Consider the following 25425-nt stretch of genomic DNA (forward strand, 5'->3'; position numbering starts at 1 on the left):
TAATTACCATAGTATAGGAAGGGAGCTTCTCCTCCCTTCTGCTTTTTATGAAATGACATTTCGTGAAAAGTCATCCGAGGAGGTGGAGGAATTGGGTACAAATGACCGGACTGTACGTTTTGACCGAAAGGAAGATTCTTCCGACCCAAAGGCCGAAGAAGTTTTGCTCAGCGTGTATGAAGCGCTTGAGGAAAAAGGGTATAATCCAATTAACCAAATCGTGGGATATTTGCTTTCAGGCGATCCAGCCTATATCCCCCGTCATAAAGAGGCAAGAACGATCATCCGCCAGCTCGAGCGGGATGAATTAATTGAAGAATTGATGCGACACTATTTGAAAGGCCACCAGTCATCCTCGTGAAAAGGGCGCTTGGCATTGATGTCGGGAAGAAAAGAATCGGGATTGCCATCTCCGACGCACTGGGCTGGACTGCTCAGGGTGTAGAAACGATTCATTTAAAAACGTCAGAGCCGGACGAAGCTTTTCCGCGGATCCTTGAACTGGTTAAAGAAAATGAAATCGAGCAGCTTGTGGTCGGCCTTCCTAAAAATATGGATGGAACGATTGGAGGCAGGGGGAAAGAATGTCAGGCATTCGCCGAGAACCTTGAAAAATTTTCCTCGCTGCCAGTGGCCATGTATGATGAGCGATTGACAACAAAGGCGGCAGAACGCACACTGTTACAAGCAGATGTCAGCAGAAAAAAGCGTAAAAAAGTCGTGGATAAAATGGCAGCTGTGATGATTTTGCAGAGTTATTTGGACCATCAATCAAACTTATAGCAAAGAGGTGAAATATTATGGCTGAAGAAGAAGAAAAAGAAAGAATTGTCATTCCCGATGAGGACGGCAATGAACATTTATTTGACATCCTGTTTACATTCGACGCAGATGAGAGCGAACAGTCCTACATTGTAGTGGTGCCCTCAAGTGAAGCCGAGAACGATGAAGTAGAGGTCTTTGCTTTCCGCTACGAGGAAGAAGGCGAAGGGGACGAGTCGGATATAAACCTTTTCCCAATCGAATCTGATGAGGAATGGGAAATGGTCGAAGAAATGGTGAACACGTACAGTGCTAACGAAATGGAGTAGAACCTGTTCTAACCGTAAAGGAAGCACACCGGATCTTCTTCCGGTGTTTTTCTTTATCATTATGCCTGCCCTGCTCGTAAGCCGGGGAGTTAAGAGGAGAACATCCATTCATGAAAACGCTCATATATTCATATGCCGGGCGCCGCAGCTCTAAAAAGAAAAAAGGAAAGGCTTTCCTATATTTCCTGGGGATCATATTTCTGATGAGTGTGGCTGGTGCTCTCATATATGTGCTGTACATGCTTTATCCGGCAGCGGAAAATGACGGCGAAAAACAGACGGTCGTTATTGAACAGGGCACTTCAACGGAAGCGGCAGCTGAGTATTTAGAAAAGCAGCAGCTGATCAGAAATGCCGTTGTATTTCAATATTACAGCTACTTACGGCCGGACAGCCTGAAAGCCGGTACATACCGATTATCTGCTTCGATGAGTGCCGGAGAAATTGCCCATACGCTTGAAGCGGGGCAGCAGGCACAGGAACCGGTCGTCTCCATCACCATTCCGGAGGGACGGTCTTTGGAGCAGATAGCACGAATCAGTGCGAAGAATGCTGATTTTTCAGAAGAAATATTTATGGAAACCGCTACAGATGAAGCGTTCATTCGTTCTCTGAGTGAATCTTATTCATTTATCCGGGAGCCAGATAAGGAAAATAGTGTGCGCTATGCACTGGAAGGCTATTTATCTCCACAGACGTATGAATATTACGGTGACTCCCCGGGTGCTGAAGCAGTAGTGAAGGATATGATTGAACGAACAAACGAAACTATGGTAGAATTTTCGAACCAAATCACCAGCAGTCCCTGGAATGCCCGTGAAATATGGACGATTGCTTCCATTGTAGAACGGGAGGCAGCGCGGGCAGAGGACCGTGCCCCGATTGCCGGAGTGATCGAAAACCGCCTCGAAAAAAATATGCGTCTTGAGATGGACCCTACGGTGGCACATGCGCTCGGAGAACACAGGCTCCGCACTTCCTTCAATGATCTGCGGGTGGCGTCGCCGTACAACACATACCGAAACCGGGGACTGCCGCCAGGGCCGATTGCAAGCCCCGGTATACAGTCGGTCGAGGCCGCTTTAAATCCTGAAAATACAGAAGCCTTATATTTTTATGCCCGCCCGAACGGAGAAGTTATTTATAACGAAACGTACGAGCAGCATACACACACCCAGAGAAAGTATGAAAGCGAATGGGAGAACCAATAGCTAGGAAAGCGGGCGAAAAAATGCCGGACATCAACAACCATTTTAAGGAGTACCGGAAAGAGTTGGGTATAGGGCCGCCGCCTTGGTTTGAAGAAATGATTGAAGAAGCAGAACGCGACCGTATACCGGTTATGGACGAAGAAGCACTACAATTCATGATCGAACTTCTTCAGTTAAAAAAGCCGGCAAGGGTTTTAGAAATTGGCACTGCGATCGGTTATTCTGCTTTGCGAATGGCGGCTGCCCTCCCCGAAACGTCCATAGTGTCGGTGGAAAAAGACGAAGAGCGCTACAGGCGTGCAGGATACTACCGGGCTAAAAGCCCGTGGCAGGAGCAGACTACATTTGTTCTTGCCGATGCTTTACACCTGCCGGAAAAATTTTCAGACAATGCGGCGTTTGACGCAGTATTTATAGACGCTTCCAAAGGCCAGTACCAGCAGTATTTTCAGTTGTGTGAGCAGCTGCTCGCTCCGGAAGGGCTTATTATTAGTGACAATGTATTGTTCCGCGGTTTGGTCGCTGACCCGGACGCAGATATCCCTGAACGATTGCAGCCTATGGTGAAAAAAATACGGGCGTACAACCGCTGGCTGGTGGAAAGAAAAGACTTTCGCACCAATATTTTTCCGGTTGGTGACGGCGTGGCGGTCAGCGCCCGTCTTCCGGAAGCCCCCGGTAGTATAACGTGAAATACTATAAAATTTAGCCAAAATATGATACATTTTTATACTGAATAGAGGAGTGAAAATATGCCAGAAGAAAAACAGCATTTTATGACAGAAGAAGGAAGAAAGAAATTAGAAGAGGAACTCGAATATTTAAAAACTGAGCGACGCCAGGAAGTCGTAGAACGTATAAAAGTTGCAAGAAGCTTTGGCGATTTGTCCGAGAATTCGGAGTATGATGCTGCCAAAGATGAGCAGGCCTTTGTGGAAGGACGCGTAAGCCAGGTTGAGCAGATGCTGAAAAATGCTGCCATCATTGAAGAAGACACAAGCAATAACTCTGTTGTGTCGCTCGGAAAGTCAGTACGGTTTAAGGAACTGCCAAATGGTGATGAAGAAAGCTATACGATCGTCGGAAGCGCAGAGTCTGACCCGCTTGAAGGGAAAATTTCCAACGATTCACCGATGGCCCAAAGCCTTCTCGGACGCCAGATTGGTGAACAGGTGACGGTTTCAACACCAGGCGGGGACATTGAAGTCGAGATTATTGAAATCGCCTAAAAGCCGATTACAAGCAATGAAAACTTAAGGACGGCGCCCTTGCTTTGAGGATGTAAATCATAGGTCTATATTCCCTCGTTTTCCGGAAATATTTCCTTTATGATAAAACATGTTACGTTCTCTCTGCAGGGCGTGTTTTTGTACTACAAAAGCAATACATACAATAGGGGCAGGTGAATCATGAAATGTCGAACAACAACTATAACGATGACTCCGGCTCGCGCTTTCAAAAGAAAAGAAAAAAGCGGATGAATAATGTTTTAAATGCTGCTATTGGTATTGTAGCAGTGCTTATTCTGTTCTTTGGCATTCTGCTATTGTTTTTTAACAATAGTAACGACCAGGCTGAAGATAACGGAGAAGAGATGGCAGACTCAACCAATACCGAAGAAGAGCAGAACGAAAGCGGACCGGAGGATAACCCGGACACTTCATCTACAGAAGAAACCCCGGAAAATAATGCAGATGAAGAAGTAACAGAAGATACCTCAGAAGAAGCAGAGGAGAGCTCTGAATCTGATTCTTCCTCTGAGTCCGATTCCTCCACAGAAGAACAGCCGGCGGATTCTTCAAATGATGAAGCCGAAAGTGACTCCTCTGAGGAAAGCACTACCAGCGAAGATTCATCAGAAGAAGAGAACAGCAGCTCTTCCGAATCAGAGGGCAGTGATGGCGCTGATACGGAAACGACTCAGGAGGACGGAGAATATGAACCTGTGGGCACTGAACAGGAAAACTTCTCAGCGGATTTTACTGAAGGCGGACAGAACTGGGAAGAAATGGAGGACGCTGTAGAGGCTGCCACCGGGCTGAGATCGACAGAAGGCAACAGCACGGTGCTGTGGAGACTCGAAAATGGAGGCTCGCAAGATACTGCAAGAGCAGTTATCAGTGAAGACGCCAGCAGCGAAAATCCATACGAAGTACGCATGGAGTGGGTGGACGGCGAAGGCTGGAAGCCAACAAGCGTTGAACGTCTCAGCAGTAACCAGTACAACTAGAGAAAAACCGGCTTTCCTGGAGGGAGCCGGTTTTTCTTTATATTGTCCTGATGAAATTAAGGGGTGGGGACAGCGCGGAAATGCACGACAGCGGTGTAAATTGAACGGCCGTTTTCTGAACGGGTATGAACGTGGTGCTGAACATTGTGAACCCCGAGCATCAGGGCTTCATTTTGTTCGATCTTTTTTTGAATATCTGCCTCCAGCTGCTCGAGGGACAACGATTCAAAAAATTCGACCTTGTCCCGGATTGTTTGCAGGTTTAAGGACATATGTATTCTCCTTTGCGTTATAATATACAGGGCAGTTTTGCCAGTAATTATAATTGTAAATGATAAAGGTGGGTCCGCCAATGCGTTTAGGCATTATTGGAGCAATGGAAGAAGAAGTGGAATATCTAAAAAGCTTAATGAAAAACGTCGAAGAAAAAGAAACCGGGGGCTGCTTTTTTTCTTTCGGGCACTTAAACGGCCATGAAGTAATTCTTTTACAGTCGGGTATTGGAAAAGTAAATGCAGCTATCGCCACCTCGCTTTTAATCGGGCTGTATAAGCCCGAAGCTGTAATTAATACAGGATCAGCCGGAGGCTTTAACCCGGACCTCTCTGTGGGCGATGTGGTGATATCCACAGAGGTGCGCTACAATGATGTGGACGCGACAGTATTCGGCTATGAATTCGGGCAGGTGCCAAACATGCCGGCAGCTTACCCTGCAAGCCGTGAATGGATAAAAAAAGCAGAAGCCGCCGCTTTGCAGGTGGACTTGAATACGCGGACAGGCCTGATTTTGTCCGGGGATTCATTTATGAGTAAGACTGAGCAGGTGGACAGCTTAAAAGCTCATTTTGATGAGCCTCAGTGTGCGGAAATGGAAGCAGGAGCCATTGCCCAGGTATGCTACCGGTTTTCCTGCCCCTTTGTAGTTATCCGTTCACTCAGTGATATTGCAGGCAAAGAAGCAAAGCAGTCCTACGATGAGTTTTTAAAGCATGCTTCGAAACAATCGGCTGATATGGTGATTGCTCTTTTAGCACAGGCATAAGTCTGTCTTTGATCGAGGAGGCGTCCGTTAACGAAGAAGAGAGACGGTATGGCGGATAATTTGTGCCGTCAGCCCCCAAATAACAACATCCTGGTAGTGATAAACAAACTGCGGCAGCGTGGTAGTGTTTGTGCGGTACGTTTCTTCATTTGGTATTAAGGAAGTAGGAAAAGTGTCCGAAAAACGCATACCCATGTAAACATTATGCTTTTCGGGTTCGTGCTTTAAAAAGAAATCAAGCGGCACGGTGAACAGTTCATCCACCTCCGAGGTATTAGGGGAAAAGTCACCCGCGTAATCAACTTCTCCAATGTAGGGGTAAACTATTCGTTGAAATGGCTGAACGACCACGTCCAACGCTCCCCATACATCGATCGCATGAGAGGGGATACCGGTTTCTTCTTCGAATTCGCGGAGGCCGGCGGCAAGAGGAGTAGGGTCGGAGGCATCGATTTTCCCGCCCGGAAAACATATTTCCCCCGGCTGGGACTGCAGCGACCATGCTCTGCGCTCAAACATTATATGATATTCATCGTGCAGTTGAAGCAGGGGTACTACTACCGCTGCTTTTCGCATATGCTCTTCGCCCATTATAGCGGCAGAACGGGTGCGAATTCTATTTTTCCAATAGCGGGCATTGTCCATAGTATCCTCCTTCTGGGGTATCATTGTTTTTCCTTCCCCCTAATGTGGTATATATATTTACAGGCACTATATTACAGGAGGGATAAAGATGTCAGAATCAGAACGTCTTAAAAATAAAGTAAAAAAAGAAAAAAAACAGGAACCGGATAAAAAGCCTGGAAATGAAGAGCCACCTGCGAGTAAGGAAGATCCAATTCCATTGGCAGATATGAAATACGAAGAAGAAGAAAACAGGAAAAAATATCATACGAAGAAACGCTCTGGCAGTGAAGACAAAGACGACTGACGCTGGCCGGTGTGTAAATGAAATCCCGCTTCTCTACTGAAGCGGGATCATTTTATGCTGGGCGGCACTGAAAGCTTAAAATATTATTTTTCAATATAATGGTGAAACCAGTCGATCATATGACCCAGCCGTTCGATCCGCAGAGCGGGAGGGCCGGAGCGGCTTAGTTCGTGATTGGCTCCCGGGAAACGGAGAAAGGAGACCGTTTTGTTCAGGTATTTCATGTTAATAAACAGCTGTTCCGCCTGTTCAATCGGACAGCGGTAATCGTTTTCGCTGTGCATAATCAGTAACGGCGTATGAATATCTTTAACGTAGCGGAGAGGAGAATGGTGCCACAGCTTTTCCGGATCCTGATGGAGCGGTACACCGATTTCCCAGTCTGTAAAGAAAAAGCCGATATCACTCACCCCGTAAAAGCTGAGCCAGTTTGAAATGGAGCGCTGGGTAACGGCTGCTTTAAAGCGGCCGGTGTGACTGATCATCCAGTTTGTCATGAAACCGCCATAGCTTCCCCCGGTTACTCCGAGCCGATTGCGGTCGATAAACTCATAGCTGTCCACTGCATAGTCCAGAATCGCGAGCAGATCTTCGAAATCCTTGCCGCCATAATCCCTTCGGCAGGCGTCGGCGAAAGCCTGGCCGTAGCCATGGCTTCCCCGTGGATTGCTGAACAGGACACCGTAGCCCTCCGCAGCGAGCAGCTGAAACTCGTGAAAGAACGTGTGGCCGTACATAGCGTGAGGGCCTCCGTGGATTTCCAGAATCAGCGGGAAGGTCTGTCCTTCTTCGTAATTAACAGGATACATAATCCATCCGTGAACGTCCCAGTGGTCGCCCGTACGGACGGAAAGGGTTTCGGGCAGGGAAAGATCAACCTCTTTCAAAAAGCTGGCGTTTACGTCTGTGAGCCGGACACGGCGTTTATCCTCAAGTCGCCGGCTGTAGAAATCACCCGGGTTGGAAGGGTCACTGATGCCAAGAACAAACTGCTCATTTTTCGGATGAAAAGAGAACGAAAAGACGTGATTGTCTTCATCATGAACCGCGGTAATTTCATTATGCATATCCATCTGGTACAAGCCGACTTTTCCGTTTTCGCTCGCCAAAAAGTAAATATGCTCCTGATCGCTCGACCATACTGGTTTATCAGAGGTATGACCGGTTCTGATATCACCGATCATGTAGTCACCTATTTGGACGTCCCACTTTAATGTCATTCCTTTTCGTTCTTTTGTTAATGGGTTGATCAGCCAGATTTGATTAATCGTGGCGCTTTTATATTCCAATTCGTGACCAGTGCATGCTATCCAGGAGCCGTCGGGCGACCAGCTGGCATTAGCAAACGTCCCGGCTGAGTCCGTTAGTTTGGAAATTTCTTTTGTTTCAATGTTAAGCGTATACAAATCCTGCACCGGAGAAATGTCTTCATCGCTGTTTCTGTTTGCTGTAAATACAATAAACTGGCTATCAGGGGACCAGTCAGGAGAGTGGTGATCATAGCTGCCGTTAGTGAGCACGGAAGTATCCTCCCGGTCAAATCGAAACAAACCAATGTGTGCGCGTCTGCCATGATGAAAGCCCCGGCTGTCTGATTTATAACGAAGGCGGTCAATTTTCACAGCAGAAGGAGAATTGTTCGAAGAGCCCTCCTCCGTGGTAAATATGTCTTCTTCAGGAGCCTTTTCTGTTTCAAAAAGCAGTTTCTGGCTGTCCGGCGACCATACTGGATTGGAGGCGCCGTGTTTAACAAAAGTAATCTGCTTTGGTTCTCCTCCTGAAGTGCTCATTACCCAAATTTGGTTAAGGCCCGAGCGGTCAGACACAAAAGCAAGGCTGGATCCGTCCGGGGACCACCGCGGCGAAACATTTGTATAAGACCCAAACGTCCACTGAACAGGAACATCGTCTGTTAAGTATTGTGTGTATATATTTGAATAGTAGCTGTTTGTATCACTCTGAATAGATTTTTGTACAAACGCGTACCGCTCGCCATCTGAAGAGAGGCGGGCATCATCCACGACGTGAATACGTTCTAAATCTTCTGCGGTTAAAGGTCTTTTCATAGACAAGGTAATATCCTCCTCGTAGTATACCTGTGAGTCCATTCATTATGGAAAGGTTTCACGTATGTGGGGTGCTTTTTTAGTATAGTAAAACGTTTCGTAAAAAACAATCAAACTGCAGGAATGAAAGCTTCAGGAAAAAAAGAGTGGAAGAACATCTGACATACATAATGAAACCCCGGCAGTAACTATGTACACTAATAAATAACAGGAGGCAGATGCTTCGTTCCAACATTTACATTGTTGCCTTTCGCAGGAACAATCGAAATGGATCAGCCGGCATGGCTTTTCATTTTGGAGCAAGTCATTTCCTGTAAGCCGTGAATAACAGGCTCTCCTTTAGGCATCACTCTCTCTCCCTTTGAAGCTGCAGGCATAGGCGCCTGCAGCCTTTTTTTGTCCAGGGGGGTGCAGGAGAATACAGATGAAAAAACGCAGAGTAATTCCTACTCTGCGTCACTGCTTTCATTGTATTCAAATATAATCGTGTTGTGTTTCCGGCTGAAGCTGACGTGCAGATTGTGCGCGCGCAAATACCAGCTGTCTGCGTCTTCCACAAAAAAGGTAAGGCCTTCTTCCTCTGTCGTTACTGCCGGTTTCTCCGGTCTATCGAGAGCAATACCCATAGAAAATCCGGGATAGAGCTGCGGAGAGCCGCCGTACCGGACATAGAATCTTACAGAATCGCCACTTTCAACATTTAGTTCTTCTTTCATCCATTTAACCGCGGGACGGGTGATTGTTATATCCATAAGCAAGCTCCTTCAAAGAATGATATAGAATTGTTCCCTTATTCGCACTGGAAGAAACACCAAAGAACCTCAAGAAAAAACAGCCCTTCTGCTTCAGAAAGGCTGTTTTTAAAATATTTATGTTAGTTTACAGCGTCTTTTAGCTGCTTGCCTGGGCGAAACGCAGGGTTTTTCGTGGAAGGAATCTTAATTTCCGCGCCTGTTTGTGGGTTACGCCCTTTGCGTGCAGCACGCTCGCGTACTTCAAAGCTTCCAAATCCAACTAACTGGATTTTGTCGCCTTTTTTCAAAGTTTCTGTAATGCTGTCAAATACAGCGTCTACAGCTTTGGAAGCGTCTTTTTTCGAAAGCTCAGCCTGGTCTGAAACTGCGTTGATTAAATCCGTCTTGTTCATGAAAATACTCCCTTTCATTCCATAAATTTAGAGTCTTTCATACCAAATTAACTCATGAAAAGCCCGGTATGTCAACCCTTCCATTTATTTTTGTAGGTTTCTAAGAAGAAAAGCCAGGAATAAAGCAAATATATTTTAAAAATACTTACATTATTCTGGTTTTTTTCTTAAACCCTATCATAACAAGGGTTTGATAAGAATTCCAGTATTTATGAGAAAAAGATTGAATATCAAAAAGCTGGACCAGATAGACGGTCCAGCTTTTTCTTAATAATTGTTATCGGTTTTTTCTTCGTTGGAGGCCCGGTTTTCTTCTCTTGACCGGCTGAGAGCGTCCTGCGAGCTTCTTTCAGCGAGCGGAACGCCGGCATTATAAGCTGCCCTTGCGATCAAGTGGCCCCCGACAGGTGCCGTCACAAATACAAACACAAGGGTCAGCACGAAGCGGAGGCTGAAGGTCTGGGTGTGGACCATGAAAAACAAAAAGGCGCCGAGCACCACGCACAGTACTCCTAAAGTAGCCGCCTTCGTAGCAGCGTGTGACCGTGTGAAAATATCCGGAAGACGGAGGAGACCGACAGCGCTTATGATGCTGAAGGCTGCTCCAACCAGGGCAAGCAGTGCTACAATCCAGTCAACGATCTCGGTCATGCTCAATGACAACACCCTTTTCGATATATTTAGCGAAGGCTACGGTGCCGATGAAGGCCAGGATTGCAAGCAGCAGCATAACTTCAATGAACGCGCTCGTATTCAAAATAATGCAGAATAGAGCCGTTACACTAATCAACTGGATGCCAATAACGTCGAGAGCAATGACACGGTCCGGCATCGACGGGCCTTTAAATACCCGGTACAGCGTGAGCAGGATGGATATCGAAACAAGCGTTGCGGCTGTGATGTAAATTGCATTTAATACCATTATCTGCTGACCTCCCTAATCGCTTTTTCGAACGTATTGCGGATTTCCTTTTCAGCCGCTTCCACACTCTGCAGGTCCATCGCATGGATAAACAGCGAGCGGTTGTCCGGAGCAACTTCTACTACCAGGGTCCCCGGTGTAAGAGTGATTAAAAGCGAAAGCAGCGTGACTTCCCATTCTTTTTCAAGAGTAGTTTCCATTTCAAAGATACCTGGCCTGATGTTTAATTTAGGACTCAGGATCTGCTTAGCGACAGAGAAGCTGGACAGAATCAATTCTTTAAAAAAGATAAGCACCAGCACAAGGGCCGCATAGACCCGGTGAAAATAAAGTCTCTCCCGGAAAAAGCCCCTCATGAAATACAGGACGAGTAGGCCAAGGAAAAACCCGCTGATAAAGGATGCAAACGACCAGGCATCATTAATGATCATCCAAAGCAGGGCCATGGCAAGATTGATCATAATCTGAAACGACATTATGAATTCCCCCCTAACACAGCTTCAACATAGGCACGGGGATTGATCAGCGTTTCTGCTGCGCTTTCCACAAAAGGATACATGATTTCGGCACCAAAGCCCATGAATGCAGACAGCGCTACGAGAAATACGATGGGAGGCATCTGTGCTTTAATACTGCCGTGCTGTTCTGCATGGGTAAGCATCGGTTCTCCCAAAAAACCCTGCAGGAAAATACGTATTACGGAATACAGCACAAGCAGACTTGCAACCATCATGACGGCGACGACAATATAATGACCAGCTTCAGCACCGCCGACCACAAGCATCAGCTTGCCGGGAAAGCCGCCGAGGGGTGGGATACCGGCAAGAGCGAGGGCAGAAATGAAAAACATCCAGGTGAGAAGCGGGTGGTGCTTAATCATTCCGCCCATACCTGAGAGCTTACTGGTACCGGCTGCAGTAATCAGTGCCCCAATAATCAGAAACAGGGCTGCTTTAATGACAATATCATGCAGCAGGTAGTATATGGCTCCCACAAACGCATCGCTGTTTAACGAAGCGACACCGAATAGGATAAAGCCAACAGCTACAATAACATTGTATACTAAAATTAATTTAACATCCCGGTAAGCAATTGCGCCGATAACACCAATAATCATTGTTACTGCTGAAAGGACGAGAAGAATGGTGTGTGTCACGGCCGTTTCCTCGTTAAAAATAACAGAGTAGGTTCTGAAAATGCTGTAGATGCCGACCTTGGTTAAAAGAGCAGCAAATATCGCCCCGATGGCTGTCGGAGGGACCGAGTATGATCCCGGCAGCCAGAAATAAAGAGGGAATAAAGCCCCTTTCAGCCCAAACACGATTAAAAATAAAATGGCAATAACCGTAATGATCGGTTCAGAGCCTGCTTCACTGACCCGTTCACTAAGCTGGGCCATGTTCAGCGTGCCGGTCACGGCGTACAGATAGGCAACACCGATAACGAAGAAAGCAGAAGAAACAACGTTTACAATAACGTAGTTAAACGACTCCTTCAGCTGTGTTTTCGTGCCTCCGTGGCCGATCAGAGCGTAGGAGGCTAAAAGAAGAACCTCGAAACAGACAAACAGGTTGAAAATATCACCAGTCAGAAAAGCCCCGGACACCCCGGCGATTAAGAACTGGAAAAAGGAGTAGTAATAATATTTTTCCCGCTCGACTCCGATGGTGCTAAAGGAGAAATAGATTATAGGCAGCGCTACAAGCGCCGTAGTCGTCGTCAAAAGTGTAGCCAGTGAATCCCCTACAAATACAATCCCAAACGGTGCTTCCCAGCCTCCGAGCTCAAGAGTCATGATTCCATTGGACAATATGTACGTAAGTAAAAAGATATTGACGCCAATCAAAATCATGCTCGTAATAAATGCCCAGACGCGCTGGGCGGTGACATGCTTTGGAAAAAACAATGCTACGATCCCTGCGATGAGAGGGATAAGGACCGGAAGGATCAGCCAATTACTCATCAGTATCAGTTCCTCTCAGTTGGTCAGTCTCAGCCGCCCCGGTCACTTTGTACGTACGGTACCCTAAAACAAGAATAAAAGACGTTACTCCAAAGCTGATAACGATAGCTGTCAGTATCAGCGCCTGGGGAAGCGGATCTACATAAGTGTCGGCTTCAAGGCCAAGCAGCGGGGGGGCGCCCGTTTTCAGTCCCGCCATGGTCAAAAGCAGCAGATGGGCGCCGTGGCTTAAAACTGAGCTGCCAATAATAATGCGGATTAAATTTTTCGTCAGTATTAAATACAAACCGACAGTAAATAAGAAGCCGGCAAGGATAGACATAATTATTTCCACTAGTTATCCTCTCCGATCGTTTGAATAATAGTCATAGCCGTTCCGATAACGACCAGATAAACGCCTAAGTCGAAGGCAAGGGTGGTCGTCAGCTCCAGTTCACCCAGTACGGGGAAATGAAAATATCCGAAGGTCTGTGAAAGAAACGGTGCCGAGAAAAAGAACGAGCCTACGCCTGTACCAACAGCAAACACCAGCCCGATAGCCGTCATGATTTTGTAATCAATCGGCAGGGCCCGGCGGACGGTCTCCATATCAAAGGCGAGAAGGAGAAGAACTAAAGCAGCACTTGTCATCAATCCCCCGATAAAGCCGCCTCCGGGCTCCTGGTGGCCGTTGAAAAAGATATAGACTGCAAACAGAAAGATGAGAAATGAAATGAATTTCGTTACTGTCTGCAGGATAATGTCGTTGTACTTCATTTATTCTCCCCTCCTGCCAGCCGTAATTTAATTAAAGAGTACACCCCGAGGGAGGCGATACCTAAAACGAGAATTTCAAGCAGAGTATCAAATCCCCGGAAATCTACCAGGATAACGTTTACGACGTTATTACCGCCGGCTTCTTTGTAGCTGTTTTCCAAAAAGTAATCAGAAATAGCCGGGAACAGTCTGGTGCCGCTGGCAGAAAGGCCGATGAGAGTGACAGTGAGCCCGACTGTAACGGAGATCACAAAGTTGACCGCGTGGAATTTCGTTTCCTTCAAAGCATCGAAAATCTGCGGGAAATGATAAAAACAAAGTAAAAACAGCGTTACCGAAACGGTCTCAATTGTCAATTGCGTCAATGCGAGGTCCGGAGCACGGAACAATACGAAGAACAATGCTACCGTATAGCCGAGTACGCCCAGAGCAATGACCGCCTTCAACCGGGAGCGCGTAAACATAAGAATGAGGGAAGAACCCACCAGCACAAGAGAGAGTACTGCTTCGTACGGGCTCACCGGAACCATATTTTCGACATCGATGGTAAACGCTCCAGTGCCGAAAAGAGAGAAAAGGAGCAGTACCACAGTGAAAGAGAAAATGTATATAAAGTAATCTCTCACAAGCCCGGTCATATGCCAGGACATTAAGGCGTGAGAAGAACGGTCGAGTCCTTCAAGAGAGCGGTTGTACGCCTGGTTAAACAGACGGTTTTCTGGAAAGACAGCGTGCATTTTATTCCATTTCTGCAGTGCCAGGAATATTGCTGTACCAAGCAGGACGACGCCGACAGTCATAAACAGTTCAGGAGTAAAGCCGTGCCAGAAATAAATATCCACTCCAAACGATCCTGTCTGTGCAAGCTCAGGCATAATAGAAGCCATGGCCGGTTCGATAATCGTAGGCACGAGCGTATTCGGGAAAAAGCCGATGAACACGACAAGAGCTACGAGAATGAGGGGAGACAAAAGCATGCCAAACGGAGCTTCGTGTGGTTTGGTTGGAAGCTTTTCCTTTTGAATTTTTCCGGTAAAGGTCCGGAAAACGAGCATCATACAATAAACAAAGGTGAAAACACTGGCTGTCCAGGCAACAATCGGAAGCAGAATGCCGATAGAATCCACACTGTACTGCGGGAAGTGCGCAATTTCCACCATCGACATGAAAAACATTTCCTTGCTTAAAAATCCGTTGAACGGCGGCAGGCCAGCCATGGAAAAGCTGCCGATAACGGCGATAGTAAAGGAAATCGGCATCAGCGTCATGAGTCCGCCAAGCCGACGGATATCCCGCGTGCCTGTTTCATGGTCGATGGCACCTACCATCATAAACAGGCTGCCTTTGTAGGTGGCGTGGTTAATTAAGTGAAAAATAGCAGCTGCCACCGCCATCGTATAGGCGTTGTTGTCCACACTGTCATAATGAAGCGCTGCAGCCCCGGCGCCGAGCATCGACAGAATCATACCGAGCTGGCTGACCGTGGAGTACGCGAGGATGCCTTTTAAATCGGTCTGGCGTATGGCAGAAAGCGATCCCCATATGAGAGTAAGAAGCCCGAAGCCGGTGACAAGCCAGAACCAGTAGGCACTGACCGCAAACAAGGGCGTCATGCGGGCAACCAAATAAATGCCCGCTTTTACCATTGTCGCAGAGTGCAGATAGGCACTGACCGGCGTCGGGGCTTCCATGGCGTCCGGCAGCCAGATGTGAAACGGAAACTGGGCGGACTTTGTAAACGCCCCAAGCAGAATCAAAAGCATGGCCGGAAGAAACAGCGGACTGTCGGCAAGCTGGTCCGAAGCGTCCAGAATCCCGCGAATGCTGTAGGTGCCGGTTACAGAAGCGATCAGCACAAAACCAACTAAAAGGGCAAAACCGCCCATAACGGTGATTAGAAGTGATTTCAGTGCCCCGTAGCGGGATTTTTCTTTCGTATACCAATAAGAAATCAGCAGAAACGATGATATGCTCGTAATTTCCCAGAACGTATACAAAACGATTAAATTATCTGACAACGTAAGGCCAAGCATAGCGCCCATAAAAAGAAGCAGATATGTATAAAAGTTATTCAACTGCTCTTTATGCTTATCCAGATAATAGATGGAATACAAAACAACAAGAGCCCCGATCCCTGTAATCAGCAGAGCAAATAAAAGACCGAGCCCGTCCACATACGCAATGTAATTAACACCTAGGGAAGGAATCCATTCGAATGTTTTCATGACGGAGCCCGTCCCGGAAACGTCTGGAAGGTAGCTTAAAAAGTAGCTGAAAAGAATAATAGGAACAATGAGTACGAACCATCCTGTATGTATACGCGGAATAAATTTATACAGAAGAGGCACCAGCACAGCAGCCAGAAATGGCGCAATGATGGCAAGGTGTAAAATAGTAAACATGAAGAACCTCCTTGTTAGTTTCGGTCGCCACTGAATTCTTTTCACATTATAGCGTATATCTAAACGCCTTGCATTAGAAGCGAATCCCGGAAACATCAATCATTTCAAACACATATATAGGAAGAGATAGGGGCGGTTTTCACAATTTTTTTTCAATATTGCATTACGTGCCTAAAGAAAATTGAAAAAAAAGCTTCTGACGGTTATACTTGCTGTTTGTATGGCTTATAACGAAAAACGACGCCAAATTATTGCGATATTTAGATAAGGGTTTGTTAAAATAAAAGAAATAAGTTCGTTTTACATTACAGGCAACTGCAGGTTTGAAGTTAAAACAAGCCTGCTTGAAGGGGGATAGGGTTTTGATTAAGCGATTTATGCCAAATGAATACCTGCCGAGTGTTTTAGATCTCGATTTAGAACACCTGCGTGAAAATAATATTAAAGGTATCATCACTGATTTAGATAATACTCTGGTAGAATGGGACCGGCCGGATATAACAAGCGAGCTTGATGATTGGTTTTTCTTTCTACAGGAGCAGGGGTTTCAGGTAACTATTGTTTCCAACAATTCCGAGCATCGTGTCCGCTCATTTTCAGAACCCAACGGCATTCATTTCATTCATTCGGCCAAAAAACCGATGGGACGGGCGTTTCGAAAAGCGACCAGACGGATGGGACTTAAAAAGCGTGAGGTGGTTGTAGTCGGTGACCAGGTCCTCACGGATGTATTCGGCGGGAACCGGGCCGGGTTTTACACAGTGCTGGTCGTCCCGGTAGCTCAAAACGACGGCTTCCTGACGAAAATTAACCGGAAGGTAGAACGCCGGGTAATGAAGAGACTAAAAGACAGAGGATTAATTCAATGGGAGGATCCACAATGACCGAAGAGCTGCACTGCGCCGGATGCGGGGCGCCTATTCAAAATGAGGATAAAAATAAAGCCGGGTATGTCCCGACATCAGCGCTAGTAGACAGAGCGACAGTGATCTGCCAGCGTTGTTTTCGTTTGAAGCATTATAATGAAGTTCAGGACGTGGATATGGAAGATCAGGATTTCCGTGATAAGCTGCACGAGCTCGGCAGAAAAAAAGCACTTATTGTGAAAATTGTTGATGTATTCGATTTTGAAGGAAGCTGGATTCCCGGATTTCAAAGATACGTCGGGGATAACCCGGTGCTGCTGATGGTGAACAAAACGGATCTGCTGCCGCACTCTGTAAATGAAAACAAGCTTCTCCACTGGATTCGCCGCCAGGCAAAGCAACAGGGATTAAAACCGAAGGAAGTCGTTTTGCTGAGTGCCAAAAACAAACAGGGGGTCCAGGAAGCTGCTTCAAGCATTGAAGAGCTGAGAAATGGCAGAGACGTGTACGTTACCGGATGTACAAACGTTGGTAAATCGACATTTATTAACGCACTGATAGCCGAATTCGGCGAAAATGAAGAACAGGACATCACCACCTCTCATTTTCCGGGAACGACGCTTGACATGATTGAAGTCCCTTTAGATGAGCAGACAAGTCTGTATGATACACCCGGTCTTATTAATGATAAGCAGTTCGGGCGCAAACGTAGTCTTAAGGAGCGAAAAGAGTTCATTCCGGAAAAGGAATTAAAGCCGAAAGTATACCAGCTTGAAAGCGGCCAGACGATATTTATCGGCGGCTACGTGCGCATGGATTTTGTGGAGGGCGACCCTAATTCATTTGTCGTATTTATGTCCAACCGGCTTCCGGTGCACCGCACCAAGCTCGATAACGCTGAGCGCCTCCACCCGGACAGGGTAGGGGACGTATTAAAGCCGCCGTACCGCGTGGAAGATGCACCGGAATTAACGAAGCACCGAATTGAAATTAAAGAGGAAAAGACAGACATTGTTGTGCAGGGGCTCGGATGGATTACGGTAACAAGCCCGCGTGCTTCCGTGGATATTTACGTGCCGGTCGGCACAGGAGTATCAAAACGGGAGGCGGTGATTTAATTGCCAAAGACGCTGCTCGGCTTAATCGGCCATCCGCTCGGTCATTCGCTGTCTCCGCAAATGCATAATGAGCAGTTCGAGAGGCTCGGTATCGACGGATACTACCATTTGTTTGATATACCGGAGGAAGATCTGCAAAAGGGCGTACAGGCGCTTCGGCAGCTCGGGGCTGCCGGCTTTAACATTACCATTCCCCACAAAGTGAGTGCAATGAGCCATATCGACAAGCTTGACCCTTCAGCTGAAAGAATAGGCGCGGTAAACACGGTCGTAAGAGAAAATAATATGCTTGTCGGATATAATACGGACGGGGAAGGCTACCTCGAATCTTTACTGGCCGTACGTTCACTGGATCAGATAAAAAATGCAAATATCCTGGTGATTGGAGCAGGAGGGGCAGCGCGGGCAGTATGCTATGCGCTGAGTCTCCGAAGCCCCGGGAGCATTACTGTCGTGAACCGTACGCAGGAAAAAGCAGAACAGCTGAAAAACCATCTGGAGGATATAGCAGCTATCAAAGTAGCGGCGAAGGATGAAGCAGAAAGCAGGAACGAAGAGTACGATATACTGATTAACACCACTTCGATTGGGATGAGCCCTGAGATAAATAATTCCCCCTGGAGTCTGGAAAATGTAAAAGCGTCTGCGTTATGCAGTGACCTCATCTACAACCCGTGGGAAACCAGATGGTTAAAGGATGCCCGAAAGGCGGGGCTCGATACCCTGAATGGAAGTGGAATGTTTGTTAACCAGGGCGCGCTTGCGTTTAAATACTGGACGGGAAAAGAACCGGACCGTAAAGCCATGCAGATGCTTGTCGAAGACCATTTAAAAGGAGAAAATAATGCTGAATAATAAACAAAAGCGTACGTTGCGCAGAGAAGCGCATTCGTTAAAGCCGCTTTTTCAAATTGGAAAAGAAGGTATGAATGAACAAATTATTACCCATGTGGACGAAGCGATTGAAAAAAGAGAAATTCTGAAAGTGAATCTTCTGCAGAACTGTATGGAAGATAAGCATGAAGTGGCATCTGAGCTTGCCGAAGGTACAGGCTCTGAAATCGTGCAGGTGATTGGAAACACGATCGTACTGTACCGGAGATCGAAAGACAATCCTGGGATTGAACTTCCAAAGTAAACAAGGAGAACCTACTATGAGTGAACGTATTGGCCTGTTCGGAGGCACTTTTGATCCGCCGCATTTAGCTCATCTGATTATGGCGGAAGAGGCAAAAAATGCATTAAATCTGGATGAAGTCTGGTTTATCCCGGTGCACACCCCCCCTCATAAGCAAAGGGAGAATATGATTTCCGGGGAAGAACGTCTGATGCTCGTAGAAGCAGCGATTGAGGATAACCCGGGATTTAGCACGTCCTCCGTAGAGATTGAACGCGGCGGACCTTCGTATACAATTGATACAGTACGTTACTTTAAAGAGCAGGCCCCGGAAACGGAGTTTTTCTTTTTAATCGGAGGCGATATGGCAGACCAGATGGATAAATGGAGGGACATCGACAAACTGCGCAGGCTGGTCGAATTTGTATTTGTGAACCGGCCCGGCTACAACGGTCATAAGCCTTCGTGGCTGACTCAGGTGGAAGCTCCTACAATGCACGTTTCTTCTTCGATGATACGCCGCCGGCTCAGGGACGGCGAAACTGTCCGCTATATTGTGCCGGGCAATGTATTAAAAGAGATTGAGAGGAAAAAACTGTATGGACAAAAATGAAGCTCTGCAAATCGTTAAAGAACAATTGACGGAAAACAGATACAAGCATACGCTCGGGGTCCGGGAGACCGCTTTATATTTGGCAGAACGGTTTGATATCGATTATAATAAAGTAGAGATAGCAGCTATTTTGCATGACTATGCTAAATACCGTCCTGTCGAAGAGATGCGTGAACTGCTCCGCGGAAAAGAGGAAGCCGGGAGATTTATCGCCTACGGGGACGAACTGCTTCACGCCCCGGCCGGTGCTTATTTCATTCAAACAGAAGCCGGGATCGCAGACGGGGATATTGTATCTTCTATTTACTGGCATACGACCGGAAAGGCAAATATGACAGCTTATGAAAAGGTGCTGTTTTTAGCGGATTATATAGAACCAAACCGGACATTCCCTGGAGTGGAAGAAGTCCGGGAGGCGGCAGAAACAGATATAGACGCTGCCATCGTGATGGCGCTTGGAAACACGATTCAATTTTTAATTTCAAAAAATGTTCCTGTATTCCCAGATACGCTCGCCGCTTACAACGATCTGGTGATGGAACGCAAATAATGGAGGTCTGTAGATGAACGAAAAAGAACTGCTTGAATTAGCGGTACAAACTGCTGACAGCAAGAATGCACACGATATCGTAGCACTTGATATGAGAGGGGTCTCCCCGGTCGCAGATTATTTTGTTATCGGACACGGCACATCCGAAAAGCAGGTACAGGCGATTGCCACAGAATTGAAGAAGGCTGCGCATAAGCAGGGCCTCGACGTACAGAGGCTTGAAGGCTATAACGAAGCGAAATGGGTACTGATCGATCTTGGGGATGTCGTCGTGCACATTTTTCATGAAGATGAAAGAAATTATTATAACCTTGAAAAATTATGGGGCGACGCTGTCTATGTGGAACTCGGAACGGTGCTTTCCCAGTAACAATGAAAGGCCTGAAAATTCAGGCCTTTTTCTAATTTAAACGAAGGGAAGTGCAGGATGGCTCACTCAATGTATAGCGGCTTTGCCGAAGTGTATGACCGACTGATGGCAGACGCTCCGTATGACGCCTGGAAGGAAGCTGTAATAACAGAAGCTGCGGATAAAAGTGTAAGGATGCTTGAGCTCGGATGCGGAACCGGAGAGATCATGAAACGTCTTTACAGCGAAGGCTTCCGTGCCGACGGCATGGATCTTTCAGCAGACATGCTTGCAGTGGCAGCGCAGAAATGGAGTGCTCCGGGGGAAAGACCTGTATTGTTCCATCAGGATATGAGGTTTTTGGAGGCACCGAGGACGTATCAGTTCATTTTTTGTTTTTGTGATTCCCTGAATTATTTAACAGCGCCGGAGGATGTTAAATCCACCTTTGCCGGTGTTTATAACCATCTCGAAGCAGGCGGAATTTTTATGTTTGACGTTCATTCCGTTCACTACATAGAGGATATTTTGTCTGAGGTCTCTTTTGCGGACAACGATGAGGAGATTTCTTTTATATGGGATGTATATCCCTTTGAACAAACCTGGGAAGTCGAGCACGAGCTGACTATCTTTTCAAAAAATGCAGACGGCACCTACAGCCGGTACGATGAAGATCATGTACAGAGAACATTTGCTGTTAACGAATACAAGAAGTGGCTCGAGGAAGCGGGCTTTTCGAATGTTCGTATTACAGCCGACTTCACAGCTGCTTTTCCAGATGAAAGAAGCGAGCGCATATTCTTTTGGGCGAAAAAAACAGACAAATAGTGTAAAATATTGTAATATATAGAAGTAACTCCTCTCCTCTTTAATGCGGGGCTCTGCCCCCTCTCCTCTCCTAAATTTTCCTTTACCATTTAAACAAATAAAAAGAATATGGAGTTGATGCTTTCTTTGACGATCCGTTGGAAATTAATTGCAGTCAGCGCCGGCGGAGCCGTGTGCCTTGGAATTATGTTTCTATTATTTTGGAGTGGAATGCCCCGGGACCAGGCAAAAACGCAGGAACCTGCTCCATGGGAAAATCAATCGGGCGAAAACGAGCAAAACGAGGCATCAGGAAGTGATTCTGATAAAGAAACCGAAGAGCCCGAGGAGGAACTCCGTGTCGATGTAAAAGGCGAAGTGCATGCCCCGGGTGTTTATACCCTTCAGGCAGATGAGAGAGTTGAAGAAGCGATCCAGAAGGCAGGTGGAATTACTGACAGGGCGGATATGCTTCAGGTGAATCTTGCAGAAAGAATAGAGGATGAGATGGTCATTCACATACCCGGAGAAGGGGAAGAAGCAATTACTGCCCCGGTTGAAGAAAGCGGTGGGGAAGGGGCGGTAGTCAATGTAAATGAGGCGGAGCAGGTGGATTTGGAAACCATACCGGGGATCGGCCCGGCAAAAGCCGCAGCTATTTTAAGCTACCGGGAGGAAAACGGTCCCTTTGAAACGATAGAAGACTTATCCAACGTAAGCGGGATCGGAGAAAAGACAGTGGAACAGCTGCGGGATTACATTTCTCTCTAATATTTACTTTTCAAAATAGTCTGATAAAGTTAAGGGAGAAATACTATTGCTTCAAGAGAAAGGAGCTTTCCCGTGGAAGAACATAAAGACTGGAAACTTGAAACACTTTCTGTACATGCCGGCCAGAGCCCGGACCCGGCGACTAACGCAAGAGCGGTGCCTATCTACCAGACCACCTCCTATGAATTTAACGATACCGATCATGCCGCAGATTTATTCGGCCTTCAGGAGTTCGGAAACATTTACACCCGAATCATGAACCCGACCTCTGATGTGTTCGAAAAACGAATGGCTGCTCTGGATGGAGGCATCGGTGCGCTCGCTACTGCAAGCGGCAGCTCTGCCATTCATATTGCCGTTATGAACATTTGCAGCGCCGGAGATGAAATCGTTGCTTCGAGCGGTTTGTACGGCGGAACATATAACATGTTTATGCATACGCTTCCGAAAATGGGAATTCAGGTCCACCTGGTGGACGGTACTGACCCGCAGGCGTATGAGGAAAAGATAAATGAAAATACCAAATTAATATTCAGCGAAATTATTGGAAATCCCAATGGCAATGTGCTCGATATAGAGAAAATTGCAGAGGTGGCTCACGGTAACGGCCTGCCGTTAATAGTGGACGCCACGACAGTAACGCCTATTTTATGCCGGCCCATTGACCACGGAGCGGATATCGTCGTGCATTCCGCCACGAAATTTATTGGTGGACACGGCACTACTATCGGCGGGGTGATCGTGGACAGTGGAAAATTTAATTGGGATAACGGCAAATTCCCCGGCCTTACAGAGCCGGATCCAAGCTATCACGGCGTTGTATTTACCGAAGCGGTTGGAGAAATGGCCTATATTTTAAAGGCACGTGTGCAGCTGCTGCGTGATTTAGGGCCGGCAATTTCTCCAATGAATTCGTTTTTGCTTCTGCAGGGTCTTGAAACGCTTCACCTGCGAATGGAGCGCCACTGTGAAAACGCCGAAAAGACAGCGTCATTTTTAGAGCAGCATGAGCTGGTGGACTGGGTGAGCTATCCGGGGCTTTCTTCGCATGCTACGCATGCTACAGCGGAAAAATACCTGCCGAAAGGAAAAGGGGCCATTTTGACCTTTGGCATCAAAGGCGGTCTTGCCGAAGGGAAAAAATTTATCGAAGCCTGCAACCTGCATTCGCACGTAGCGAATGTCGGAGACGCAAAGTCATTAGTTATTCATCCGGCAAGCACCACGCATCAGCAGCTCTCTGAGGAAGATCAGCGTGCAGCAGGGGTATCGGCAGACCTTATCCGGGTTTCTGTCGGCATTGAACATATAGACGACATTCTCCGGGATTTAGAAGAAGCTCTCCAGGAAAGCCAGAAATAAACCACGAACGACAAAGCCTGCCTCGCGGGGCAGGCCCTTCCTTTTTTCCTTTTTCCTATTCTAGTATTTAACAAACAGGGGGTGAAAACGATCCCCGTCCTTTGGATACTTATATCTATGACAGCCCCGGTCGGAATGCTACTCGGCGGAGACTTCTGGGTGTGGGGGATTATTTGGCTTTGCTTCGGCGCTGGATGGATAATGCTGAGGCGTTTTGGGATATTTGCTGCCGGTGCAGCATTGATGCTCCTTTTTGCCGGCAGCTCCTGGTATTGGATGGAACACAACGATTCTTTTTTTGAAGGCACCGAAACTGAAATTACCGGTACCGTGGCTTCGCCTTTAACGTATGACGGCGGCAGGGCCCGTTTTGATCTGCGGACGGATCAAGGAGAGATGGTGCCGGTTACGTGGTGGTTTGACACTGAAGAAGAGCTGCAGCAGAGCAAAAATCTCCTCCCGGGAGAGCAGTGCCGGTGGAATGGGGAAATGAAGGAACCATCGGCTGCTGGCAATCCCGGAGGGTTCAGCTATCAGACTTATCTGTACTGGGAAAAAATGCATTGGCTGTTTACGGTGGAAAACAGCCAGGACGTGGAATGCTTTGCACGCTCCACGGGAGCTGTAGACAACCTGGAGCGGCTCCGGGCCCGGGAGATGCAGCGGATTGAAAGGTTCTTTCCGGAACAGGCAGGGGGTCTGGCGGGTTCTCTGCTGTTTGGGGACCGTGCGTCAATGACCGGGGAGGTGGAAGAAGCATACCGCTCGCTCGGTCTTGTGCATGTGCTCGTCGTTTCCGGCATGCATGTAGCCATTGTCAGCGGAGCCGTGTTTTTTCTGCTGAAACGAATCGGTGTGACGAAAGAACGCTCCTATACAGTGGTCCTCTGCCTTCTCCCAGTATATGCTGTTCTGACCGGAGGAGCCCCCTCGGTGCTTCGTGCGGCCCTTGCTGCGGGATTTTTCATCGGCTGGCAGAAATGGGGGCCTCGCGGACGGCGCCTGGATCCGGTAATTATTCTTTTGACGGTGATGGGGGCGATGCTTATTCTTAATCCGGGCTATCTTTTTCATATCGGTTTTCAACTCTCTTTTTTACTAAGTGCACACCTGCTTTTGTGCAGAAAAAGGATGGCAGCTGCCGGGAAATGGGGGAATATGGTCTGGGTTGCCGGGTCGTCAATGCTTGTGTCCCTCCCCGTAATACTTTGGAGCTTTTATCAATTTTCTCTTTGGAATGTACTGATTAATTTCCTGTTCGCCCCGATTCTTCTATTCCTCGTTCTCCCCTTTTTATTTTTGAATTATCTTCTCTCTTTTGTTATTGCTTCTCCTCCCGAAATTTTTTCGTTGGTGTTTTCAGGAATCGACTGGATGCATGAACTTTTTATTCATCTGGCAGGTATGTCCTGGTCTACCGTACGTCTTGGAAAACCGGGCCTTATTTTTACTGCCGTATATGCGGCAGGATGCACGGTATTTGTTACAGCGTGGAATAAAAACGTGCGAAAAACAACCATGTATTTGTCAGCAGCAGTCATGCTTGCAGCAGCAGTCTGGCAGTGGACAGCTCCTTACACAGACGGCCGGGGAAGAGTAACCTACCTTGACGTCGGGCAGGGAGACAGCACAGTGATCGAACTGCCTTACCGGCAGGGGGTGGTTGTTGTTGACGGGGGCGGGCAGGTAAGCTTTAACGACGAAGAGTGGAAGGAGCAGGAGGAGCCCTTTGATCCCGGTGAAGCAGTCGTCGCTGAATACTTAAAATACCGGGGAATCCGAAAATTGGACACGGTAGTGGCAACGCACGGGGACGCCGATCATGTGAATGGTCTGAAGTATGTTGTGGAGCAAGTACCGACAGATGAACTGTGGTACGGAAGAAGTGCCCAGTATGAAGCCGGGGAACAGGAGCTTCTGGCGGCGTTTGACGAGCACACAGATATCAGGCTCGTGGAAGGCGGGGAAAGCTACCGCATTGGGGACGTCTCCTTTTATGTTCTGCATCCCAGGGGAGGCGCGACACGTTTCTAAGTGAAAAGCTTAGACACTGTGAAAAACACAGTGAACTGTTATTTCGAGAAGTCAAATGAAGGGGTAACGCCTGGAAG

32 protein-coding genes are annotated in these 25425 nt (G+C 47.3%); 20 read left to right on the forward strand and 12 right to left on the reverse strand.

Annotation, left to right across the window (positions count from 1 at the left end):
• Positions 1-91: 91 nt before the first annotated feature.
• The 7 genes from G548_RS0108970 to G548_RS0109000 all read left to right on the forward strand — a co-directional run bounded on the left by G548_RS0108970 (position 92) and on the right by G548_RS0109000 (position 4532).
• Positions 92-361, forward strand: a complete 270-nt coding sequence (locus G548_RS0108970) for an IreB family regulatory phosphoprotein (RefSeq protein WP_022793816.1) — start codon at positions 92-94, stop codon at positions 359-361.
• Positions 358-783 carry a Holliday junction resolvase RuvX gene (ruvX, locus tag G548_RS0108975; protein ID WP_022793817.1) on the forward strand — a complete coding sequence of 142 codons (426 nt, stop codon included), beginning with the start codon at positions 358-360 and terminating at the stop codon, positions 781-783. Before G548_RS0108970 ends, ruvX begins: the two co-directional genes overlap by 4 nt.
• 17 nt (positions 784-800) lie before the next feature.
• Complete coding sequence (locus G548_RS0108980) at positions 801-1091, forward strand: DUF1292 domain-containing protein (protein ID WP_022793818.1); 291 nt, start codon at positions 801-803, stop codon at positions 1089-1091.
• 110 nt (positions 1092-1201) lie between these two features.
• Positions 1202-2302 carry an endolytic transglycosylase MltG gene (gene mltG, locus G548_RS0108985; RefSeq protein WP_022793819.1) on the forward strand — a complete coding sequence of 367 codons (1101 nt, stop codon included), beginning with the start codon at positions 1202-1204 and terminating at the stop codon, positions 2300-2302.
• A 20-nt stretch (positions 2303-2322) separates the two neighbouring features.
• Positions 2323-2994 carry an O-methyltransferase gene (locus G548_RS0108990; protein WP_022793820.1) on the forward strand — a complete coding sequence of 224 codons (672 nt, stop codon included), beginning with the start codon at positions 2323-2325 and terminating at the stop codon, positions 2992-2994.
• Between the two features lie 60 nt (positions 2995-3054).
• Positions 3055-3531 carry a transcription elongation factor GreA gene (greA, locus tag G548_RS0108995; RefSeq protein WP_022793821.1) on the forward strand — a complete coding sequence of 159 codons (477 nt, stop codon included), beginning with the start codon at positions 3055-3057 and terminating at the stop codon, positions 3529-3531.
• A gap of 185 nt (positions 3532-3716) precedes the next feature.
• A complete protein-coding gene (locus G548_RS0109000) occupies positions 3717-4532 on the forward strand; it encodes a YrrS family protein (protein WP_022793822.1) in 816 nt (271 codons plus the stop codon).
• 56 nt (positions 4533-4588) lie between these two features.
• Here G548_RS0109000 and G548_RS0109005 read toward each other — a convergent pair whose 3' ends face one another.
• Positions 4589-4804, reverse strand: coding sequence for a DUF2536 family protein (locus G548_RS0109005; RefSeq protein ID WP_022793823.1), 216 nt, complete (start codon positions 4802-4804; stop codon positions 4589-4591).
• A gap of 80 nt (positions 4805-4884) precedes the next feature.
• On the opposite strand from G548_RS0109005, the gene mtnN reads away from it, so the two are divergent.
• Positions 4885-5574, forward strand: coding sequence for a 5'-methylthioadenosine/S-adenosylhomocysteine nucleosidase (mtnN, locus tag G548_RS0109010; protein ID WP_022793824.1), 690 nt, complete (start codon positions 4885-4887; stop codon positions 5572-5574).
• Between the two features lie 27 nt (positions 5575-5601).
• Here the strand turns inward: mtnN and G548_RS0109015 are convergent, their stop codons facing one another.
• The gene (locus G548_RS0109015) at positions 5602-6243 is read right to left on the reverse strand and encodes an NUDIX hydrolase (RefSeq protein ID WP_084687319.1); all 642 of its coding nucleotides are present in this window, start codon (positions 6241-6243) and stop codon (positions 5602-5604) included.
• Between the two features lie 64 nt (positions 6244-6307).
• Between G548_RS0109015 and G548_RS17800 the strand changes: the two genes are divergently transcribed.
• Entirely contained in the window at positions 6308-6505 is a 198-nt protein-coding gene (locus G548_RS17800) for a hypothetical protein (protein WP_022793826.1), read from the forward strand.
• 83 nt (positions 6506-6588) lie between these two features.
• Here G548_RS17800 and G548_RS0109025 read toward each other — a convergent pair whose 3' ends face one another.
• From G548_RS0109025 to G548_RS0109070, 10 genes are all read right to left on the reverse strand, one after another.
• On the reverse strand, positions 6589-8571 hold the full coding sequence (locus G548_RS0109025; RefSeq protein ID WP_051143854.1) for a S9 family peptidase: 1983 nt from the start codon (positions 8569-8571) through the stop codon (positions 6589-6591).
• A 446-nt stretch (positions 8572-9017) separates the two neighbouring features.
• The gene (locus tag G548_RS0109030) at positions 9018-9323 is read right to left on the reverse strand and encodes a HesB/YadR/YfhF family protein (protein ID WP_022793828.1); all 306 of its coding nucleotides are present in this window, start codon (positions 9321-9323) and stop codon (positions 9018-9020) included.
• Between the two features lie 122 nt (positions 9324-9445).
• Positions 9446-9718: an HU family DNA-binding protein gene (locus G548_RS0109035; protein WP_022793829.1), complete on the reverse strand. Its 273-nt coding sequence runs from the start codon at positions 9716-9718 to the stop codon at positions 9446-9448.
• 267 nt (positions 9719-9985) lie between these two features.
• On the reverse strand, positions 9986-10369 hold the full coding sequence (mnhG, locus tag G548_RS0109040) for a monovalent cation/H(+) antiporter subunit G (RefSeq protein ID WP_040880861.1): 384 nt from the start codon (positions 10367-10369) through the stop codon (positions 9986-9988).
• Entirely contained in the window at positions 10353-10640 is a 288-nt protein-coding gene (locus G548_RS0109045) for a Na(+)/H(+) antiporter subunit F1 (RefSeq protein WP_022793831.1), read from the reverse strand. The genes mnhG and G548_RS0109045 overlap by 17 nt, the downstream gene beginning before the upstream one ends.
• Positions 10640-11116: a Na+/H+ antiporter subunit E gene (locus G548_RS0109050; RefSeq protein WP_022793832.1), complete on the reverse strand. Its 477-nt coding sequence runs from the start codon at positions 11114-11116 to the stop codon at positions 10640-10642. Before G548_RS0109050 ends, G548_RS0109045 begins: the two co-directional genes overlap by 1 nt.
• Positions 11116-12603, reverse strand: coding sequence for a Na+/H+ antiporter subunit D (locus G548_RS0109055; RefSeq protein WP_022793833.1), 1488 nt, complete (start codon positions 12601-12603; stop codon positions 11116-11118). Before G548_RS0109055 ends, G548_RS0109050 begins: the two co-directional genes overlap by 1 nt.
• Positions 12596-12937 (reverse strand): Na(+)/H(+) antiporter subunit C, encoded by a 342-nt coding sequence (locus G548_RS0109060; RefSeq protein WP_022793834.1) that lies wholly within the window; start codon positions 12935-12937, stop codon positions 12596-12598. The genes G548_RS0109055 and G548_RS0109060 overlap by 8 nt, the downstream gene beginning before the upstream one ends.
• On the reverse strand, positions 12937-13359 hold the full coding sequence (locus G548_RS0109065; protein WP_022793835.1) for a Na(+)/H(+) antiporter subunit B: 423 nt from the start codon (positions 13357-13359) through the stop codon (positions 12937-12939). The genes G548_RS0109060 and G548_RS0109065 overlap by 1 nt, the downstream gene beginning before the upstream one ends.
• Positions 13356-15761: a Na+/H+ antiporter subunit A gene (locus tag G548_RS0109070; RefSeq protein ID WP_022793836.1), complete on the reverse strand. Its 2406-nt coding sequence runs from the start codon at positions 15759-15761 to the stop codon at positions 13356-13358. Before G548_RS0109070 ends, G548_RS0109065 begins: the two co-directional genes overlap by 4 nt.
• A 365-nt stretch (positions 15762-16126) precedes the next feature.
• Between G548_RS0109070 and G548_RS0109075 the strand changes: the two genes are divergently transcribed.
• The 11 genes from G548_RS0109075 to G548_RS0109125 all read left to right on the forward strand — a co-directional run bounded on the left by G548_RS0109075 (position 16127) and on the right by G548_RS0109125 (position 25348).
• Positions 16127-16645 (forward strand): YqeG family HAD IIIA-type phosphatase, encoded by a 519-nt coding sequence (locus G548_RS0109075; RefSeq protein ID WP_027847302.1) that lies wholly within the window; start codon positions 16127-16129, stop codon positions 16643-16645.
• Positions 16642-17745 carry a ribosome biogenesis GTPase YqeH gene (gene yqeH / locus G548_RS0109080; protein ID WP_022793838.1) on the forward strand — a complete coding sequence of 368 codons (1104 nt, stop codon included), beginning with the start codon at positions 16642-16644 and terminating at the stop codon, positions 17743-17745. The genes G548_RS0109075 and yqeH overlap by 4 nt, the downstream gene beginning before the upstream one ends.
• Positions 17746-18600 (forward strand): shikimate dehydrogenase, encoded by an 855-nt coding sequence (gene aroE / locus G548_RS0109085; protein ID WP_022793839.1) that lies wholly within the window; start codon positions 17746-17748, stop codon positions 18598-18600.
• On the forward strand, positions 18590-18883 hold the full coding sequence (gene yhbY / locus G548_RS0109090; protein WP_022793840.1) for a ribosome assembly RNA-binding protein YhbY: 294 nt from the start codon (positions 18590-18592) through the stop codon (positions 18881-18883). The genes aroE and yhbY overlap by 11 nt, the downstream gene beginning before the upstream one ends.
• A 16-nt stretch (positions 18884-18899) precedes the next feature.
• Positions 18900-19475, forward strand: coding sequence for a nicotinate-nucleotide adenylyltransferase (locus tag G548_RS0109095; protein ID WP_027847303.1), 576 nt, complete (start codon positions 18900-18902; stop codon positions 19473-19475).
• Positions 19462-20025 carry a bis(5'-nucleosyl)-tetraphosphatase (symmetrical) YqeK gene (yqeK, locus tag G548_RS0109100; RefSeq protein ID WP_022793841.1) on the forward strand — a complete coding sequence of 188 codons (564 nt, stop codon included), beginning with the start codon at positions 19462-19464 and terminating at the stop codon, positions 20023-20025. Before G548_RS0109095 ends, yqeK begins: the two co-directional genes overlap by 14 nt.
• Positions 20026-20038: 13 nt before the next feature.
• Entirely contained in the window at positions 20039-20395 is a 357-nt protein-coding gene (gene rsfS, locus G548_RS0109105; protein WP_022793842.1) for a ribosome silencing factor, read from the forward strand.
• A 57-nt stretch (positions 20396-20452) separates the two neighbouring features.
• A complete protein-coding gene (locus G548_RS0109110; protein ID WP_040880862.1) occupies positions 20453-21202 on the forward strand; it encodes a class I SAM-dependent DNA methyltransferase in 750 nt (249 codons plus the stop codon).
• A 126-nt stretch (positions 21203-21328) separates the two neighbouring features.
• Positions 21329-21952, forward strand: a complete 624-nt coding sequence (locus tag G548_RS0109115; RefSeq protein WP_169435238.1) for a helix-hairpin-helix domain-containing protein — start codon at positions 21329-21331, stop codon at positions 21950-21952.
• A gap of 72 nt (positions 21953-22024) precedes the next feature.
• A complete protein-coding gene (locus G548_RS0109120) occupies positions 22025-23314 on the forward strand; it encodes a homocysteine synthase (protein ID WP_022793845.1) in 1290 nt (429 codons plus the stop codon).
• Positions 23315-23431: 117 nt separating this feature from the next.
• Positions 23432-25348: a DNA internalization-related competence protein ComEC/Rec2 gene (locus tag G548_RS0109125; RefSeq protein WP_022793846.1), complete on the forward strand. Its 1917-nt coding sequence runs from the start codon at positions 23432-23434 to the stop codon at positions 25346-25348.
• Positions 25349-25425 lie beyond the last annotated feature (77 nt).

The organism is Marinococcus halotolerans DSM 16375, assembly GCF_000420725.1.
Lineage (GTDB): Bacteria > Bacillota > Bacilli > Bacillales > Marinococcaceae > Marinococcus > Marinococcus halotolerans.

Excerpts from the sequence above, each read along its gene's own strand:
- G548_RS0109000 (WP_022793822.1), top strand. The coding sequence starts at position 3,717 with ATGTCGAACAACAACTATAACGATGACTCCGGCTCGCGCTTTCAAAAG.
- G548_RS0109125 (WP_022793846.1), top strand. The coding sequence starts at position 23,432 with ATGACAGCCCCGGTCGGAATGCTACTCGGCGGAGACTTCTGGGTGTGG.
- yhbY (WP_022793840.1), top strand. The coding sequence starts at position 18,590 with ATGCTGAATAATAAACAAAAGCGTACGTTGCGCAGAGAAGCGCATTCG.
- mtnN (WP_022793824.1), top strand. The coding sequence starts at position 4,885 with ATGCGTTTAGGCATTATTGGAGCAATGGAAGAAGAAGTGGAATATCTA.
- G548_RS0108990 (WP_022793820.1), top strand. The coding sequence starts at position 2,323 with ATGCCGGACATCAACAACCATTTTAAGGAGTACCGGAAAGAGTTGGGT.
- G548_RS0108980 (WP_022793818.1), top strand. The coding sequence starts at position 801 with ATGGCTGAAGAAGAAGAAAAAGAAAGAATTGTCATTCCCGATGAGGAC.
- G548_RS0109110 (WP_040880862.1), top strand. The coding sequence starts at position 20,453 with ATGGCTCACTCAATGTATAGCGGCTTTGCCGAAGTGTATGACCGACTG.
- G548_RS0109025 (WP_051143854.1), bottom strand. The coding sequence starts at position 8,571 with ATGAAAAGACCTTTAACCGCAGAAGATTTAGAACGTATTCACGTCGTG.
- G548_RS17800 (WP_022793826.1), top strand. The coding sequence starts at position 6,308 with ATGTCAGAATCAGAACGTCTTAAAAATAAAGTAAAAAAAGAAAAAAAA.
- G548_RS0109030 (WP_022793828.1), bottom strand. The coding sequence starts at position 9,323 with ATGGATATAACAATCACCCGTCCCGCGGTTAAATGGATGAAAGAAGAA.
- mnhG (WP_040880861.1), bottom strand. The coding sequence starts at position 10,369 with ATGACCGAGATCGTTGACTGGATTGTAGCACTGCTTGCCCTGGTTGGA.
- G548_RS0109095 (WP_027847303.1), top strand. The coding sequence starts at position 18,900 with ATGAGTGAACGTATTGGCCTGTTCGGAGGCACTTTTGATCCGCCGCAT.
- rsfS (WP_022793842.1), top strand. The coding sequence starts at position 20,039 with ATGAACGAAAAAGAACTGCTTGAATTAGCGGTACAAACTGCTGACAGC.
- yqeK (WP_022793841.1), top strand. The coding sequence starts at position 19,462 with ATGGACAAAAATGAAGCTCTGCAAATCGTTAAAGAACAATTGACGGAA.
- greA (WP_022793821.1), top strand. The coding sequence starts at position 3,055 with ATGCCAGAAGAAAAACAGCATTTTATGACAGAAGAAGGAAGAAAGAAA.
- G548_RS0109055 (WP_022793833.1), bottom strand. The coding sequence starts at position 12,603 with ATGAGTAATTGGCTGATCCTTCCGGTCCTTATCCCTCTCATCGCAGGG.
- yqeH (WP_022793838.1), top strand. The coding sequence starts at position 16,642 with ATGACCGAAGAGCTGCACTGCGCCGGATGCGGGGCGCCTATTCAAAAT.
- G548_RS0109065 (WP_022793835.1), bottom strand. The coding sequence starts at position 13,359 with ATGAAGTACAACGACATTATCCTGCAGACAGTAACGAAATTCATTTCA.
- G548_RS0109015 (WP_084687319.1), bottom strand. The coding sequence starts at position 6,243 with ATGATACCCCAGAAGGAGGATACTATGGACAATGCCCGCTATTGGAAA.
- G548_RS0109045 (WP_022793831.1), bottom strand. The coding sequence starts at position 10,640 with ATGGTATTAAATGCAATTTACATCACAGCCGCAACGCTTGTTTCGATA.
- G548_RS0109005 (WP_022793823.1), bottom strand. The coding sequence starts at position 4,804 with ATGTCCTTAAACCTGCAAACAATCCGGGACAAGGTCGAATTTTTTGAA.
- G548_RS0109050 (WP_022793832.1), bottom strand. The coding sequence starts at position 11,116 with ATGTCGTTTCAGATTATGATCAATCTTGCCATGGCCCTGCTTTGGATG.
- mltG (WP_022793819.1), top strand. The coding sequence starts at position 1,202 with ATGAAAACGCTCATATATTCATATGCCGGGCGCCGCAGCTCTAAAAAG.
- G548_RS0109070 (WP_022793836.1), bottom strand. The coding sequence starts at position 15,761 with ATGTTTACTATTTTACACCTTGCCATCATTGCGCCATTTCTGGCTGCT.
- G548_RS0109035 (WP_022793829.1), bottom strand. The coding sequence starts at position 9,718 with ATGAACAAGACGGATTTAATCAACGCAGTTTCAGACCAGGCTGAGCTT.